This is a genomic window from Mesorhizobium sp. M0189, assembly GCF_040322135.1.
In the GTDB taxonomy this organism is placed as follows: Bacteria; Pseudomonadota; Alphaproteobacteria; order Rhizobiales; family Rhizobiaceae; genus Mesorhizobium.
The window spans coordinates 78604-93477 of sequence record NZ_JAMYSW010000017.1; the positions used below are offsets into that span (position 1 = coordinate 78604).

The window sequence follows — 14874 nt, forward strand, 5'->3', positions numbered from 1 at the left end:
TCGGCTGCTAGTTGGCATCGTCATCGTCCGATCCGTCAGCGTCGCCGGTACTGTCATCCGACGCATCGTCATTCGTGCTATCGTCGTCGGTGTCGGTGCTGTCCTGGTCATCATCACCGGCCGTTGAGTCTTCATCTTCGTTCTGATCGGTCGAATCGTCCTGATCACCGGAATTATTGTCGTCGGTATTGTCATCCGAGCTATCGTTGTCGGTGTTGTTGTCGTCATCACCATCATCGTCATTCTGATCGCTCGAATCGTCCTGATCATTGGAACTGTCGCCGTCGGTGCTGTCGTCCGAGCTATCGCCATCGGTGTCCGCGTTGTTATCGTCGGAATCGTCATCAGCATCGGGAGGAGTTACGTCTGGACTGGTGTCGCCGGGCAGCGAGTCGTCTTCGCGATAGCTTGTGTCTTCGAGGCTTGTCTCCATCTCGTCGTCGTACTGATCGACGATCTGCGTCCACTCCTCATGGTTATCGACGCTCGTCCATTGCGAGATATTGTTGACCGAGATGTTGGTATTGAAGTTGCTGACGGTGATGTTGGTATTGACCTCGACGACATCTGCGACTTCTGTTCCGCGGTTCACGCCAAACAGAAAACTGGTAGCGCTCACGGCAAGAGCGGCCCATACGAGTCGGTCGACATCGGTCGGCGTCGAAATCGGTTGATGCCGCACTGTGGCAAGCACGTCACCCGGCCGGATGCCTTGCCGCGCGGCAACGCCATGGGGTGCAACGGCCAAGACATACACCCCGCGAAGCTTGGGCGGGATCTGGTAGCGGTGCCGAGAGGCGTGGTTGATGGGTATCAAAACCGCGTTAAGAGCCCGGGAAACATAGGGTTTCGGCAGATCATATTTGCTGGCATGCGCAACATTGATCGTGTGCGGGACGGCTACACTCACAACAGCCGTCATTTTCACTGAAGTTGCCAATGCACGGGCGAACTGCATTATCAGTCTGGACTTTCGAACAGTTTGCATTTTGCACATCCTGCAGCTGATGATTGGAATCGACCTCAGAGGCCCGGCGCCCCGGAGCGCTCACCAATCATTCTCCCCCTGCACCACGGTCAGCGGCAATTCCAGCGATCATCACCGTCATTCCGTAACTTCCTCGGCAAAACACCTTGCCAGATCTTGCGGCGCTCCGAGCTTCTTCGCCCAGGATACCAGTTCAGGTTTTTCCGACGGGTCGGCATAGCCGCCCCACACGTCGCGAAATTGCTTTTTTCCGTCGACCGTCTGGAAGAACATCACGCCGTCGTCGCTCACCGGCGTGGAGACGTAGGCGGCGCTCCAGTTGCCGTTCTCCATGATCGTGATGAACTTCACCCGAGCTGGCTTGACCTTGTTGTCCAACGCCGAGGCAACGAGGGGGGCATATTCCTGCTTGCGCGCCTTCGTCACATCGACCTTTACGCCGTCGCAGGCACCATTCGCGGCGAAAGCGAAGGTCAGCGTCATTCCCAACCCCATGAGGCCGATCATCACGATTTTGGCACATCGCGGGATAAGACCGTTGGATTCAAACATGAGGGCATCCTCTTCGTTCGTATTGGAGGGTCCACTAATCGGAATCGTCGTCGTCCGATGAGTTGTCATCGTCCGGTGTATCGACCTCGCAGCCGATGCCGCGGCAGCCTTGGTAGTTGCCTTGCGTATCGAAGTTCGGATTGCCTTCCTTGTCGTACTGCGGCCTGTCGTCGATGCTTTGATCCCCGTCATCAGGATCGTCGACTTTACATCCGAGCCCATGGCAGCCGATGTAACGGCCCCTGGTATCGAAGTTGGGATTGCCGTTCCTGTCGAACTGCGGCCGGTCGTCTATCTTCCGGCTCCCTTTATGGGACCGATCAACCAGGCAGCCCTTTCCGCGACAACCATCGTAGTCGTCGGTGGTACAACCGAAGATTGCCATCAAAGCAGTGGCCAAGGCCGCACAGATTACGAGTTTCATGATTCATTCCTCCGACTGGCTGGCGGCGGACATCGTCCATATCGGAAGGCCATTGCAGGCGGCGATCGCCGCTTTTGCCGCGAAGGCTGGCGCCAATCGGAGGAGGGCAAAGCTTCGCCAGCCATCGAACGAGAGCCAGGCTGTGGGCGATGCATTCGACGACTTAGTCGACGGTTGCCGTAATCTCTTACGTGGGAGGGAACGCTCCCAGCGGGGGCCGCCGCATTAGCGAATGTCAATATTCCTCTCCATGCTTAGTGCCCCGTCCGCCCAAGCATGCTTCAACAATCCGCTGACGCGGCTGTGCTTCTAAAAAGTTGCATCCGATTCGGCCTGCGGCAAGGAAAAACCCAATATTGCGGGGATGAATTTTGTAAATGCTTAATAATTCGGAACCAGCGCCGGCTATCTTAGCAGATTCTGAAATATGATCGGAAGCAAGTGTGCGGAATACGCTCTTAGCTTCATTCCTCTTTATCTGGTGTTATTGCAAGTAGTTTCATATGTTATTGCGAATTTTCGCACAGCCTTGTAAAATAGCGCGACGGCATCGCTTCTTATATGATCGCTATAATCCGAATCTATTGTGGTATTTTTTTCGAATCCAGCCAAGCCGTTGCGCAGGCCGAAAGAAACGCCGCTCAATCATTCGACTTTTTCAACGCTGCGGCGTGCCGCATAGAGGCGCAGTGGGGGCGCCGCGGCCGCGTTGTGAGCATCTTCCCAGTCGGATTGTCATCGGGTAGCGTGCAGGGGAGGCACGTGAAGGCGCTCTCTTTGGCTAACGCACTGCCACACCTTCAGCAGTTGCCCGTCGGAAGATGGGGCTGGTGTCACAACCCGGTGCTTGCCGCGACAGTTTGTTCCCGTCCCGGTTCATTTCAGCACCGAAGCGAGGGGGGAAGAGATGCACAACCGATTTCGGCAGTGCCTGCGGCAAATGTCGCTGGCAGCGTTGACGATGCTGGCGCTAAACATCCCGGTCCACGCGGCTGATCTCGTCATTGCGATGCCGAACTGGCCGTCGGGCCAGGCCACGGCAAACATCCTCAAGGTCAGCCTGAAGGAAAATTTCGGGCTTGATGCCGACGTGCGCGAGATGGGGACGCTTATCGCCTTTGCCGGCCTCAATTCGGGTGAGGTGGATATTCATCCCGAAATCTGGCTGCCCAACCTCGACAATCTGGTGAAGAAGTATGTGGACGGTGCCGGCACGGTGGCCATCAGCCCCATTGGCGTGCCGGCCTGGCAAGGCATATGCGCGACGCGTGAAGCAGCCGACAAATTGGAATTCACGACGTTTCGGATCTCAGCGACCCGAAGAAAACCGCCGCGCTGGATACCGACGGTGACGGGCGTGGCGAACTCTGGATAGGCGCTGAGGGTTGGTCCTCAACCGCTATCGAGCGCGTCCGCGCCAACAGCTATGGTTATGCCAAGACAATGACCTTGCTGGAGACGCCCGAGGATGCCGGAATGGCGGCTGTCGATGCCGCGGTCGCCACGGATCATCCAATGGTGTTTGCCTGCTACGCGCCGCACTACGTCTTTGAGCTGCACGACATTGTCCGGCTTACCGAGCCGCCCTTCGATCCGGCAAGGTGGAAGATCGTACTGCCGTCAGAGGACCCGCTCTGGGTCTCGAAGTCCAGTGCGCCGGTGTCATGGGATACCGCCCATTTCCATATCGCCTACGCCACCTCGCTGCGCACAAAATATCCGAACGTGGTGGCGTTCCTGGAACGGGTCGAGCTGAAGCCCGAGGAAATCACCAAGATGAGTTATGCGCTCCAGGTGGAGCGTCAGGATCCTTACGAATACGCCAAACAATGGGTTGCCGCACAAGGCGCCCGGGTGCACGGGTGGGCAAATCCATGACCCGAAATCTGATGACCGTGGGGCGCGCCACTCTCCAGCGGAGCTCCCTTGCAACAATTGTCGCGGTAGCGTTCGGTCTTGTCGCGGTGGCGGCGGTGGCTGCGGGAACACAGGTTTTTGACCCGAAAACCCACAAATGGGTGGACTACGATCGCACCAAGGCGCGCAAATACTATGCCGCGCATAATGAAGTGCCCGAGGCATTTCGTCTGCAGATGGTCAAGTTCCGCACCGCGGAAGTGCCGGGCACGATCATCATCGATGGCAACCAGCACTTTCTCTACCTTGTGCAGCCGGGTCAGCAGGCCATGCGCTATGGTATCGGCGTGGGCCGGGAGGGGTTTGGCTGGGCCGGCATCGTGCGCGTCGGCCGTATGGCGGAGTGGCCGACCTGGACACCTCCGGCCGAAATGGTCGCTCGCGATCCAAAGGCGGTGAAATATGCCGGAGGCATGAAGGGGGGGCCGGACAACCCGCTCGGCGCAAGGGCGCTCTACCTCTATGAGCGCGACCAGGACACGATCTACCGGATACACGGCACCCCGGAGCCCTGGACGATCGGGCTCGACGTGTCGTCGGGATGTATCCGGATGAGGAACGACGACATCGTCGATCTCGCATCCCGCGTCAAGGTCGGGGCCAAGGTCATCGTCCTCATGCAGGGGGCGGCACTTTACAAAGGCGTGTGAGGGCATTCGGAGAGGGACAAGCAATGTCGGCAAAAAATGCAGTGAGAACTTCGATTCGGGCGACAGCAATTGGATTCCTGGCTGGAGCCCTTGGCGCTTGCGTCAGCGCGCCATCGCCGCCGCCGCAGGACCAGATGTCCAGGACCAAGGTCGAAACGGCGCCGGCGGACCTTCAGCTGCTTTGCGCCAATGCGGTCGCCAAGGCCAGCGGCGTCGACAGCACCAAGATACTTCCGGTTTCATCAAGCAAGCTCGATTCCAAGACCTACCAGGTCGAACTCGATGCCAGCGGCAAGAAGACAAGCTGCCTCGTGGATACCGACGGCAATGTCAAATCCGTTGAGCCCGTCTGACCCGCTCCGGTCGACGAATTTTGCGACCGATCTGACCATTGGCGCCTTGGGCTGCGGACATGACGATGTTTGGGGGCGGCCAGCCGCGATGAGCGGTTTAGAGAACCCGGGCTAACCGCGCCTGCTTCACCTCAGCCCGATCCGCTTGGCGCCTTGCCGGAACAGCGCCTCGGCGTCCGGCTCGAAGCGGAAGGTGCCGATGAAATCATCGGCGCAGTAGTTCGGCAGCGTCTTGCGCAACGCGGCGGCGAAACCTTGACCCTCGTCCAGCCGTCCCGCCAGCGCAAGGCAATGCGCGGCGATTGCCAGGATGATGGCATGGGCGTTGGGACGCGCGGCTGCTTTCAGCGCCCATTCGGCGGCTTCGTCAAACTGGCCGAGCCGGACATGCGACATCGCCCTGGCGCCCAGCATGCCGAACAGCAGCGGATCGAAGGGGCTCAGATGCCTGGAATGGTCGGATGAGCCGATCGCGGCCTTCGGGTCGCCGGACTGCGAGTGGACGAAAGACAGGGCATAGTGGCCAAGCGCGAAATTAGGGCTGAGGTCGACGGCGCGTTCCAGCTCGATGAGGGAGCCGTCCTGCTCGCCGCGCAGCCACAGCGCCCGCCCCATGGCCCAATGCGCGGCCGGATTGTGATCATCGACGAGAAGGCTCTGGCCGGCTGCCTCGAAGGCCATGGCGCTCTCCTGATCGCGGTCGCCCCAGCGCTGGAAGGCATTTTGCCAATGAGTGAAGGAGAGCCCGGCATAAGCGCGGGCGAAGGTAGGATCGAGCTTCAAGGCCAGGTCGAAGAAATGCCGGGCCTGCTCGTTTTCCGCGCGGGTGAAGCGGTACATGTGCCACAGGCCGCGGTGATAGGCCTCCCAGGCGTTCAGCGAATTGGGCGCCTTCAGCATGGCGCGGTTGCGCTCGACCGTCTCGATCTCGGCCGAGATCGACGAGACGATGCTGTTGCCGATATCATCGAGCACGGCAAAGATGTCGTCCGGCTTGCGCTCGAACGTCTCGGCCCAGACTATCCTGGCGGTGCGCACTTCGACCAGCTCGACAGCAACGGTGACGCGGCCCGCCTGGCAGCGCACCATGCCCGTGGCGACATAGTCGACGTTGAGCCGCCGCCCGGCATCTTCGGGCGCGATGTTTTTCTCCGCCAAGGCAAACACCGAGCCGCGCGCGATGACGAAGAAATCCCTGAGCTTGGCCAGGCGGGTGATGATGTCGTGGGTCAGGCCGTCGGCAATCCCTCCGCGAGGGCCACCAGGAACGCCGCCGATGCCGGCCTGTTCAATAAACGGCATCACCGCAAGCGAAGCCTTGCGCGACGTTGCGGCGTTGGGATCGGCAAGCATGATAGGAGGTACCGAGAGCGGAACGGCCGGCTGCACCCATGATGACGCGCCGTGCTGACAGCGGATTGTCCGCCATGCGTCGCGAACGGGTCCGAAATCCAGATCTTCGGACTGGAAGTGCCGTGCGGCGGCCGCAATATGCTCCTCGGCCGCGCCGAACTGGCCGCGCTGGGCGAGCCTCGTCAGCAAGGCCAGATGCACACGGCCGTCGAACGGAGCGAGCTCCAGCCATTTTTCGAGGTGCGCGGACACGTCATCGGAATCGCTGGGGAGACGCTCGACAAGCTGTTGCAGCACCGCCGCGTGGCATGAGCTGAAGCGGCGGCGCTGAGCGGTCAACCAGCTGTTGAAATGCGGGCTGCGGTCGATCTCCAGCCCGTCGAGGAAATCGCCGGCGAACAGCCGGGAAAGCGCCAGCAGGCGTTCGAGCTCGAGCGTCTCTATTCCCTTCGTCGCGGCGGAGGCAATCTCCACGGCATCCACGGATACACCGTTCAGGTCGAGCGCGACCGTGTCGCCCTGTGCCTCGATCCTGCTCCGATCGGATTCGTCGAGAACGCCTCGAAGCTTGCTGAGGCACCAGCGGAGTTCGCCGCGCGGGTCGTTCGGCACGTCCCACAAAAGCTCGCAGAGCCGGCTGCGGCCGACCGGATGCGGCGCCAGCGCCAAATAGGCGAGCAGCGCACGCAGCTTGCGCGATTTTGGGAGCTGGATGATGATGCCGTTGCGTGCGATCGTCAGCGGGCCGAGCAGGCGCACGGAAAGGCCGGTCACCTCGCCGTCGAGGCCCGATCGGGTGGATTCCACGTGCGTTTCCACGCCTGCTCCCACGCTGGCCAGTCGGCCTTTGTTTTATCACCAAACGCGACACGGTGCATCCGGCGGCGAATTTCCGCGCCGGATGCCGCCATGGCCACATTGCCGGGAGGCAAATGTAGTGCGGCAAGGTCTCGAAACCTCGCCGCCCAAGCCACCGGTCTGTAACCGGCCCGTGACGACAAGAGACAACGACGAAGCGAGGAGATCGAGATGTTGCATCAACAGAAAATCAGAACCACCGCCGGGCGCGGCCGCCTGTTCGACAGCATTCTCGACACGGTCGGCGATACGCCGGTGATCCGCATCAACAATCTCGGACCGGATCATGCGACGATCTATGTGAAGGCCGAGTTCTTCAATCCCGCCGCCTCGGTGAAGGACCGGCTGGCGCTCAACATCATCGAGGAAGGCGAGCGCAGCGGCGCCTTGACGCCGGGCCAGACCGTGGTCGAGGCGACCAGCGGCAACACCGGAATCGGCCTTGCCATGGTCTGCGCCCAGAAGGGCTATCCGCTGGTGGTGACGATGGCCGACAGTTTTTCCATCGAACGCCGCAAGCTGATGCGCATGCTGGGCGCCAAGGTGGTGCTGACGCCACGCGCCCAGAAGGGTTTTGGCATGTACAAGAAGGCGGTGGAGCTGGCCGAAGCCAATGGCTGGTTTTTGGCCCGCCAGTTCGAAACCAAGGCCAACGCCGCCATTCACGAGGCGACGACGGCGCGCGAGATCATCAACGATTTCGCCGGCTCGCGGCTCGACTGCTTCGTCACCGGCTATGGCACGGGCGGCACCGTCGTCGGCGTCGGGCGCGTGCTGCGGCAGGAGCGTCCGGAGACCCGGATCGTGCTCGCCGAACCGGCCAACGCGCAGCTGATCGGCAGCGGCAAGCCGCAGCAGCGCGGCGCCGGTGGCGCGCCTGCCGCCAGCCATCCGGCCTTCGAGCCGCATCCGATCCAGGGCTGGACGCCCGACTTCATTCCGGACGTGCTGCAAGAGGCGATCGACGCCAGCCTCTATGACGAGGTGGTGCCGATTGCCGGGCCCGAGGGCATGAAATGGGCCAAGGCGCTGGCGCAGAAGGAAGGGATTTTCACCGGCATCTCCGGCGGAGCGACCTTCGCTGTGGCGCGGCAGATCGCGGAAAAGGCGGCGCCCGGCTCGGTGATCCTGTGCATGCTGCCCGATACTGGCGAACGCTACATGACGACACCGCTGTTCGACGGCATCGAAGCCGAGATGGACGCCGAGGAGACTGCGCTTTCGCAGTCGACGCCCGGCTGCCAGTTTCCGGCGTGACGGCGGCACATCGGGAGCGGCCTGTATGGACACGAGGCCTGGATTGGCCATCACGGCCACCGAGGAAACGCTTGACCCCTCGAACTGGGCCGACGTGCAGGTCCTGTCGCATCGGATCGTCGACGATGCCGTCGCTTACCTGCGCGATGTCAGAGAGCGTCCGGTGTGGCAGGAGATGCCGGTTGATGTGAGGACTTTCTTCACGGCGCCGCTGCCGCGTTCGCCGGCTCCGCTGGCCGAAATCTACGGCGACGTCACAGGGAAGCTGATGCCCTATCCGATGGGCAACATCCATCCGCGCTTCTGGTCCTGGTATATGGGCTCTAGCAATTTCACCGGCGCGCTCGGCGATTTCCTGGCGGCGATCCAGGGCTCCAATCTCGGCGGCGGCAACCATGCCGCCGCGTTGATGGACAACCAGGTCGTCGACTGGTGCAAGGAAATGATGGGCTTTCCGCAATCGGCCAGCGGCACGCTGGTCAGCGGCGGCTCGATGGCCAACATCATCGGGCTGACCGTGGCGCGCAACGCCAAGGCGGGCATCGACATACGCGAGCACGGGGTTGCCGGCATCGACAAGCCACTGCGTTTCTATGGCTCCGACCAGCTTCACTCCTGCCATCGCAAGGCGATGGAGGCGCTCGGCCTCGGCAACCGGGCACTGCGTCGCATCCCGAGCGATGCGGGGCTGCGCATCGACATCGCTGCGTTGCGGGCGGCGATTGTCGAGGACCGTAACGCGGGCTTCAAGCCGGCCTGCGTGATCGGCACGGCCGGCACGGTGAACACCGGCGCGATCGACGATCTGCAAGCGCTGGCAGACCTGGCGTCACAAGAGGATCTGTGGTTCCATGTCGACGGGTGCATCGGCGCCCTGCTTGCGATTGCGCCGGACAATTCGCATCGCGTTGCCGGCATTGAACGCGCCCACTCAATCGCGCTCGATCCGCACAAATGGCTGCACGCGCCATTCGAGGTCGGCTGCGCGCTGATCAGGGATGCCTCCGCGCATCGCGGCACGTTCGCGGTGACGCCGGAATATCTGGAATCGACCCCGCGCGGACTCGCCTCCGGCCACTGGCTGCACGATTTCGGCTTGCAGACGTCACGCGGTTTCCGCGCGCTGAAGGTGTGGATGGCGCTGAGAGAGCACGGCATCGAAAAGTTCGGCCGGCTGATCGATCAGAACATTGCGCAGGGACATCATCTCAGCGCGCTGATCGAGGCGGAACCGGCTCTCGAACTGGTGGCACCGGTGAACATTAACATCGTTTGTTTTCGCCACCGCGGCGACGGGCAGACGGGAGAGAGGCAGAAGGCGCTCAACACCGAGATCATGCTGAGGCTGCAGGAAGAAGGCATCGCCGCCATTTCCGACACGACAGTGCATGACCAGCATTGCCTCAGGGTGGCGATCAACAACCACCGCACCCGTCGCGACGATCTTGACCTGCTGATCCGGGAAACGGTGCGGCTCGGGCAGGAGATTTCAGCGACGGACGCGACGGGCTAACGCCGGCCTTTCTTTCGAGCGGCGAGACTAGGCATCGAGCCAGACCTTCTCGAAATGCTGCTCGAGCGACTGGTGCTGCTCGCAGCCATGGACGCCCTTGCGGTAGGTGCGGTAAACCGAGCGCCAGTAGGGCTGGATGATAACGCCGGAATCGCGCAGATTCTGTTCGATCTTGGCCATGAGCTCCTTGCGGGCGCCGGGATCAGGCATCGCTAGGGCCTTGTCGAGCAGAGTGTCGAACTCCGGATTGGCATAGGCGCTCTCGTTCCACGCGGCGCCAGACTTATAAGCGAGCGCCAGCACCTGGACGCCGAGCGGCCGGCCGAGCCATTCCGTGCAGGAGAAGGGATATTTGCTCCAATCGTTCCAGAACGTCGCGGCCGGCAGCACAGTGCGCTTGATCTTCAGCCCGGCCTCGCGCATCTGCGCGGCGATGGCGTCGCCGGTGCTCTTCTGCCAGTCGACGTCGACCGAGATGAGTTCATATTCGTGGTCGGCCTTGCCGGCCTCGGCGAGCAGGGCCTTGGCTTGATCGGTGTTGCGGACGGCCGGGCCGATATCGGCATATTCGGGATGCATCGGCCCGACGTGATGGTTCTCGGCAGGCTTACCGCGATTGTCCATGCCGATCTTCAGCACGGCGGCGTTGTCGACCGCGAGCTGGGCGGCGCGGCGCACCTTGATGTCGTCATAGGGCGGATTGCCGATGTTGAAACGCGCGACGATGGTCGAGCCGGTGGCGATTTCCGAATTGCTCAGGCCCATGGAGTCGGTCTGCGCAACCGTGTCGGAGGCGGTTTCATGGTCGGTGTCGATCTCGCCCGATTCGAAGGCCGACAGCATGGCGTTGGGATCGGAGCCGTAGTCGACCCATTTGATGCCGTCGAGGTAGAAGTCGCCCTTCCACCATGGCTTGTCCTTACGGCGGACTTCGGCGCCGACCTCGGCGTCCCATGCGACGAGTTCGCAAGGCCCGGTAGTGATCGCCAATGCCTTCAGCGGATCGCCGTCGCCTTCATAGCTGCGGTGCATGATCAGCGCCGGATAGTCGGCCATGCCGGCGATCAGCGAAATGTCGGGCTTGGGCAGATTGAGCCGGACGATGAAATCGTCGACGCGCTCGATGCCGCCGTCGACGGCCTTCTTGGTATCGGCGTTGACCAGTGCGCCCATGCGCGCGGCGACCGAATTGCCGGCGACGGACGCATCGCACCAGCGCGTCAGATTGTGGATCACGTCGTCGGCGTTGAAGGTGTCGCCGTTCGACCAGGTGATGCCCTTGCGGACATGCAGCGTCAGCACGCGGGCGTCGTCGCTGGTTTCCCAGCTCTCGAGCAGCCATGGCTCGAAGGTGAAGTCGCGCTTCCAGCGCACCAGATATTCGTTGCACTGGCGGGCGACGTTGGACATCTCGACGCCGTCGAAAGTGCGCGGATCCTTCCAGCCCTTGACGTTCATGGCGACACGCAAGATGCCGCCGCGCTTCGGTTCCTCGGCCCTGGCCGGTGACGGCGCAAGCCCGCCCAGCGCCAGCGCGCCGGCAGCGCTGACGCCGAGCGCAGCCATGGTGGCGAGATATTCGCGCCGGTTCATCTGGCCTTTCTTGAAGCCATCGGCGACGGGCTCCGCCTGCGGATGCAATTTCCGGTCGGTCAGCATGAACTTCATCGTAAATCCTCCCTGTCGGGCCGGCGCATCGCGGATGCGGGCTCCTTACGTGGCGTGATGATAGGGCTGGCCTGACCGAAGCAGTGTTCGGGTTTCCGCAGTTGTTGTGCGCTGTTCCGCGACAGTGGAGATTGGAGGACGGTCCGCGTCACTCAGGCCAATCACCTCCGCCCAGCGCGGCTATTGCCGCGATTATGCGCTCAAACGCCTGGCCGGCGCGCGGTACGGTTTTGCGGGCGCGCAGGAAGCTGTGCACCAGCCGCGGCTCTTCGCGCCACCATGCCTTGCCGCCGGCGGCAAGGATGCGATCGCGATAGGCCTTGCCGTCAGCCGACAGCGGGTCGCATTCGGCAGTGATGACGACGGTCGGCGGCAGGCCAGAGAAGTCCGTATCGCCGAGCGGCGAAAATGTCGGGTCTTCCGGCGACTGCCCCTTCCCTGCCCGGATATGCCGATAGAATTCGACGTCGCGCAATGTCAGCAGTGGCGCCTCTGCGTGCTCGACATAGGAGCCGGCGCGCTCTTTGCTGTCCAGCTCGGGGCCGTCTAGCTCGTCACCGCCGAGCTCGGGATAAATCAGCACCTGGCCGATCGCATGGCGAGGATGGCGGCGTGTCGCCTGCGCCACTGCGGCAGCAAGATTGCCGCCGGCACTCTCACCGCAGAGTACGAGCGGCAGGCCGGTCGTCGCCGCAGCCCATTCGAATACGGCCAGCGCATCCTCGAAGGCCGCCGGATGCAGATGCTCGGGCGCCAGCCGGTAGTCTGCGGACAGAACGGGAAAGCCAGTGCCGGCGCAAATCTCGGCGCAGATGTCGTCATGGCTGTCGAGCCCGCCAAGGACGAAGCCGCCGCCGTGATAATAGACGACCATCGCTTGTGGCGCCGTGCCCGCCATCTGGTAACGCCGGACCGGGATCGCATGGTCAATGGCAGGAACCGCGCTGTCGCTGGCCTTGACACCGGACGGATAGGGCTCGCGGAACGCCCGGCACATGGCGTCATAGACCGCCCGCTGCCTGTCGATCGGCATGTAGACGATCTCGGGCGGATACGACTCATTGACCCGGTCGATATAGGCCCACAGCTCCGGATCGAGCAGCGTTTGGTATTTTCCGCGCTCTGTCGTTTCTGGTCGATCGGCCTCGGTGATCATCGCGGCGCGGTCCCGCTCAGAGCTCGGCGTAGAGGCGGGCGGCGTTTTCGTAGCTGAAGCGCAATGGCACCGAGCCCTCGACCTGCCAGCCTTCGACCGTCTCGCCGGCCAGCAGCCGACAGGCGCCGTCGGTGGTGGTGACGGCGCCGCCATAGAGCCGGTTGGCGAGATTGAGAATGGCCGTCTGATGCATCGCCGTGCTGCCGCTGCCGCAGGCATCCTTGACCAGCAGCACGCGAAACCCGAGCGCCACCGCGTCCTTTACGGTGGCATCGATGCAGGCCTCGGTCCAGACGCCGGCAACGACCAGCCACTCGACGCCATCGGCCTTCAGCCGCTCGGCGGCAGGCCCCGCGCGGAAGGCGCTGGCATCGGTCTTGACCAGCATCGTCTCGCCTGTCGCCGGGCCCACTTCCGGACAGATCGCCGTCAGTGGATCGTCCTTGTCGGAAAACGCCGACTTGCCGTTGGCCTCGACCGGGTGGAACGGCCGTGCCGTGGCGAGATCGACGATATAGGCCCAGTGGTACAGGGGCACATTGTTGGCCCGAGCCGCCTGCTGCAGCCGCTGGACGTTGGCGAGAATGTCGCCATAGCCTTCGACCAGATAGCGCTTGTCCCGCCGATGCTCCTCCTGGAGATCGATGAACACCGCCGCCGCCTTGCCGCGCTTGATCGAGATCGGGCTTTTCATGCAAAACTGCCTGTCAGCACTCAAACGTGCCTGTCAAGGAAATCGTCCTCATAGGGAAAGCGCGACAGGAGTTCGGTGCCGGTCTCGGTGATCAGGATCTCGTCCTCCAGCTTGACGCCCTCGCGGCCGCCCTTTTCGCCGATATAGCTTTCGACGCTGACCACCATGCCGGGCACGATGACACCGTCGCGGCCATAGGTCTCGTAATCCATGGCATGCGCGATGAACGGCGTCTCGCCATGCATGCCGACGCCGTGCATGACCGAGGTGTAGCGCTGGTCGACGAAGCGGTCCGGGATCTTCCAGGCCTTTTCGGCAATCTCGCGAAACGCCATGCCCGGCTTGACGACCCCGATGTTGTGCTGAACCTGATCGTGCGCCATGCGGTAGAGCGATCTCTGATAATCGGTCGGCTTGCCCGGGCCGCAGCGGAAGGTGCGCGAAAAGTCCGAATAATAGCCGTAGCAGCCGATCGTGTCGGTATCGAGCGCCAGAAGTTCGCCCGGCCTGATCTTGCGGCCGCTCGCCTCATTGAACCATGGGTTGGTGCGCTGGCCCGAGGTCAGTAAACGGGTTTCGATGAATTCGCCGCCCTGGCGGATCACCTCGCCATACATGATGGCGAACAACTCGTTTTCGGATACGCCGGGCTTGATCGCCTCGCGCACCGCATAGACCGCAGCCTCGGCGCCAGCCATCGACACCTGCAGGCATTTTACTTCCTCTGGCGTCTTGACCGCGCGCACCGCCAAAATCTCGCCCTGGCAATCCCGGACGTCGCAGCCGCGCTTTTCCAACGCCAGTGCCTGCAGATGGCTGCAGCGGTCGAGCCCGAGCTTCATCGAGCCGCCGCCATGCGCCTTGAGCAATTCGGCGATCTCATCGGCGAACGGGCCGGCTGTTTCGTCGTCACGGCCCGACACCGAAGACCAGACCAGCTTCGACGGCCGCGCCTCGTCGATCGTGTCGAGCACCATCGAGACATGGTAGCTCTGCGGATATTCGAACAACACGATCGGCCCTTCGGTCGGGATGAAGAAGTAGCGCGTCGAGTTGCGCAGGAAATAGCCGAACATGTTGCGCGAGCCGGTGGCGTAGCGCTGGTTGTAGGGGTCGAACAGCACGACGCCGCCATAGCCGGCCTCGCGCATCCACGCGCGCAGCTTGACCAGTCGCCCCTTGCGCAGCGCGTCGGCATTGATGAAGGACGGCTCGGTATCCGACAACCACATGCCGCCGGCCGGATCGGCCGCAGCCGGATGCCGCATGCGGTCCTTGAAGTCAACGTCCTCGGTGCTGTCGGGGTCGAAAACGACGATGCTCATGGGTGCCTCCTGGAAGCGAGACCATGGAGCAAAGGACGTGCGGGCGTTGTGCGGAAAACCGCAAATGTTGTGCTGGATGCCGTAGACAGGCTGGCCGGACAGCACCCCCTCTGGCCTGCCGGCCATCTCCCCCTCAGGTGGGGAGATTGGACGTCACTTCAGCTTT

Annotated in this window: 12 protein-coding genes and 1 pseudogene; 5 read left to right on the forward strand and 8 right to left on the reverse strand. The window is 62.5% G+C overall.

Features of this window, described 5'->3' with window-relative positions; translation table 11 throughout:
- Nucleotides 1-7: 7 nt before the first annotated feature.
- The 3 genes from NKJ09_RS25790 to NKJ09_RS25800 all read right to left on the reverse strand — a co-directional run bounded on the left by NKJ09_RS25790 (nucleotide 8) and on the right by NKJ09_RS25800 (nucleotide 1964).
- Nucleotides 8-958, reverse strand: a complete 951-nt coding sequence (locus NKJ09_RS25790) for a PDZ domain-containing protein (RefSeq protein WP_352764053.1) — start codon at nucleotides 956-958, stop codon at nucleotides 8-10.
- Nucleotides 959-1105: 147 nt separating this feature from the next.
- Nucleotides 1106-1540, reverse strand: a complete 435-nt coding sequence (locus NKJ09_RS25795) for a hypothetical protein (protein WP_352481353.1) — start codon at nucleotides 1538-1540, stop codon at nucleotides 1106-1108.
- A gap of 34 nt (nucleotides 1541-1574) precedes the next feature.
- Nucleotides 1575-1964 (reverse strand): hypothetical protein, encoded by a 390-nt coding sequence (locus NKJ09_RS25800; protein ID WP_031193957.1) that lies wholly within the window; start codon nucleotides 1962-1964, stop codon nucleotides 1575-1577.
- 907 nt (nucleotides 1965-2871) lie between these two features.
- Here NKJ09_RS25800 and NKJ09_RS25805 point away from each other — a divergent pair.
- From NKJ09_RS25805 to NKJ09_RS25815, 3 genes and pseudogenes are all read left to right on the forward strand, one after another.
- A pseudogene (locus NKJ09_RS25805) lies at nucleotides 2872-3842 on the forward strand (ABC transporter substrate-binding protein).
- Nucleotides 3839-4531, forward strand: a complete 693-nt coding sequence (locus tag NKJ09_RS25810; RefSeq protein WP_502901326.1) for a L,D-transpeptidase — start codon at nucleotides 3839-3841, stop codon at nucleotides 4529-4531. The pseudogene NKJ09_RS25805 and the gene NKJ09_RS25810 overlap by 4 nt, the downstream one beginning before the upstream one ends.
- Before the next feature lie 134 nt (nucleotides 4532-4665).
- A complete protein-coding gene (locus NKJ09_RS25815) occupies nucleotides 4666-4884 on the forward strand; it encodes a hypothetical protein (RefSeq protein ID WP_031212349.1) in 219 nt (72 codons plus the stop codon).
- A 126-nt stretch (nucleotides 4885-5010) separates the two neighbouring features.
- Here NKJ09_RS25815 and NKJ09_RS25820 read toward each other — a convergent pair whose 3' ends face one another.
- On the reverse strand, nucleotides 5011-7044 hold the full coding sequence (locus NKJ09_RS25820) for a transcriptional regulator (protein ID WP_036244662.1): 2034 nt from the start codon (nucleotides 7042-7044) through the stop codon (nucleotides 5011-5013).
- 222 nt (nucleotides 7045-7266) lie between these two features.
- Here NKJ09_RS25820 and NKJ09_RS25825 point away from each other — a divergent pair, with 222 nt between their 5' ends.
- Nucleotides 7267-8352 (forward strand): PLP-dependent cysteine synthase family protein, encoded by a 1086-nt coding sequence (locus NKJ09_RS25825; RefSeq protein ID WP_352481351.1) that lies wholly within the window; start codon nucleotides 7267-7269, stop codon nucleotides 8350-8352.
- A 25-nt stretch (nucleotides 8353-8377) separates the two neighbouring features.
- Entirely contained in the window at nucleotides 8378-9865 is a 1488-nt protein-coding gene (locus NKJ09_RS25830) for a pyridoxal phosphate-dependent decarboxylase family protein (RefSeq protein WP_352495423.1), read from the forward strand.
- 27 nt (nucleotides 9866-9892) lie between these two features.
- Here NKJ09_RS25830 and NKJ09_RS25835 read toward each other — a convergent pair whose 3' ends face one another.
- The 4 genes from NKJ09_RS25835 to NKJ09_RS25850 form a co-directional block, all read right to left on the reverse strand.
- Entirely contained in the window at nucleotides 9893-11533 is a 1641-nt protein-coding gene (locus NKJ09_RS25835) for an ABC transporter substrate-binding protein (RefSeq protein WP_023718789.1), read from the reverse strand.
- 148 nt (nucleotides 11534-11681) lie between these two features.
- On the reverse strand, nucleotides 11682-12689 hold the full coding sequence (locus NKJ09_RS25840) for an alpha/beta hydrolase (RefSeq protein WP_352495422.1): 1008 nt from the start codon (nucleotides 12687-12689) through the stop codon (nucleotides 11682-11684).
- A gap of 16 nt (nucleotides 12690-12705) precedes the next feature.
- Nucleotides 12706-13383 carry an isochorismatase family protein gene (locus NKJ09_RS25845; RefSeq protein ID WP_352495421.1) on the reverse strand — a complete coding sequence of 226 codons (678 nt, stop codon included), beginning with the start codon at nucleotides 13381-13383 and terminating at the stop codon, nucleotides 12706-12708.
- 20 nt (nucleotides 13384-13403) lie between these two features.
- On the reverse strand, nucleotides 13404-14708 hold the full coding sequence (locus NKJ09_RS25850) for a M24 family metallopeptidase (protein ID WP_023718786.1): 1305 nt from the start codon (nucleotides 14706-14708) through the stop codon (nucleotides 13404-13406).
- Between the last annotated feature and the right edge of the window lie 166 nt (nucleotides 14709-14874).

What these genes read in the sequence shown, in the direction of transcription:
- NKJ09_RS25795 (WP_352481353.1), bottom strand. Translation starts at nt 1,540, where the DNA reads ATGTTTGAATCCAACGGTCTTATCCCGCGATGTGCCAAAATCGTGATG.
- NKJ09_RS25830 (WP_352495423.1), top strand. Translation starts at nt 8,378, where the DNA reads ATGGACACGAGGCCTGGATTGGCCATCACGGCCACCGAGGAAACGCTT.
- NKJ09_RS25840 (WP_352495422.1), bottom strand. Translation starts at nt 12,689, where the DNA reads ATGATCACCGAGGCCGATCGACCAGAAACGACAGAGCGCGGAAAATAC.
- NKJ09_RS25825 (WP_352481351.1), top strand. Translation starts at nt 7,267, where the DNA reads ATGTTGCATCAACAGAAAATCAGAACCACCGCCGGGCGCGGCCGCCTG.
- NKJ09_RS25835 (WP_023718789.1), bottom strand. Translation starts at nt 11,533, where the DNA reads ATGAAGTTCATGCTGACCGACCGGAAATTGCATCCGCAGGCGGAGCCC.
- NKJ09_RS25810 (WP_502901326.1), top strand. Translation starts at nt 3,839, where the DNA reads ATGACCCGAAATCTGATGACCGTGGGGCGCGCCACTCTCCAGCGGAGC.
- NKJ09_RS25815 (WP_031212349.1), top strand. Translation starts at nt 4,666, where the DNA reads ATGTCCAGGACCAAGGTCGAAACGGCGCCGGCGGACCTTCAGCTGCTT.
- NKJ09_RS25850 (WP_023718786.1), bottom strand. Translation starts at nt 14,708, where the DNA reads ATGAGCATCGTCGTTTTCGACCCCGACAGCACCGAGGACGTTGACTTC.
- NKJ09_RS25790 (WP_352764053.1), bottom strand. Translation starts at nt 958, where the DNA reads ATGCAGTTCGCCCGTGCATTGGCAACTTCAGTGAAAATGACGGCTGTT.
- NKJ09_RS25800 (WP_031193957.1), bottom strand. Translation starts at nt 1,964, where the DNA reads ATGAAACTCGTAATCTGTGCGGCCTTGGCCACTGCTTTGATGGCAATC.
- NKJ09_RS25845 (WP_352495421.1), bottom strand. Translation starts at nt 13,383, where the DNA reads ATGAAAAGCCCGATCTCGATCAAGCGCGGCAAGGCGGCGGCGGTGTTC.